Annotated in this window: 1 protein-coding gene; it reads left to right on the top strand. The window is 50.3% G+C overall.

From position 1 onward, the window contains the following. Positions 1-515: transporter substrate-binding domain-containing protein (locus Q4563_RS15800; RefSeq protein WP_303605145.1), on the top strand; the 515-nt coding region annotated here is incomplete at both ends.

The following is a 515-nucleotide window of genomic DNA, read 5'->3' as shown; positions in this document are numbered from 1 at the left end:
ATTATCAGGAGCTTATCGAACGTTATTTCCCGGGCATTCAACTGTTGCTGTTGACCGACCAACTGGAAACCCTCAAAGCAGTATCCTTTGGCCACGCTGACGCGACCATCGGCGGTATAGCGATTCAGAACTACCTGATGCGCAAGCATCTGATCAACAATACCAAGGTCATTGGTGGTCTCGACGACCCGCGTTTTGAAAATAACCTGCGGATGGGCATTCGGCCTGACTGGGGGATATTGCGGGATATTTTGCAAAAAGCACTGGAATCCGTCACCGAGCAGGAACTAAGCAACCTGGGGCGTCGCTGGCTCAGCAGTGGCTTGCAGAGAACCCAGGTGTTGCAACTGGACAAGGAAGAAAAAGACTTCCTGGCCGCTCACCCGGTATTACGAGTTCATAATGAAATGGACTGGCCGCCGTTCAACTTCAATGAACAAGGCAAGCCCAAAGGGTTTTCGATTGATGTGATGGATCTGATTGCTCAAAAGACCGGCTTTCGTATTGAGTACATC

Source organism: Gilvimarinus sp. 1_MG-2023 (assembly GCF_030548285.1).
Note: the sequence above shows the minus strand (reverse complement) of the source record. Positions and strands in the feature narration are given on the sequence as shown.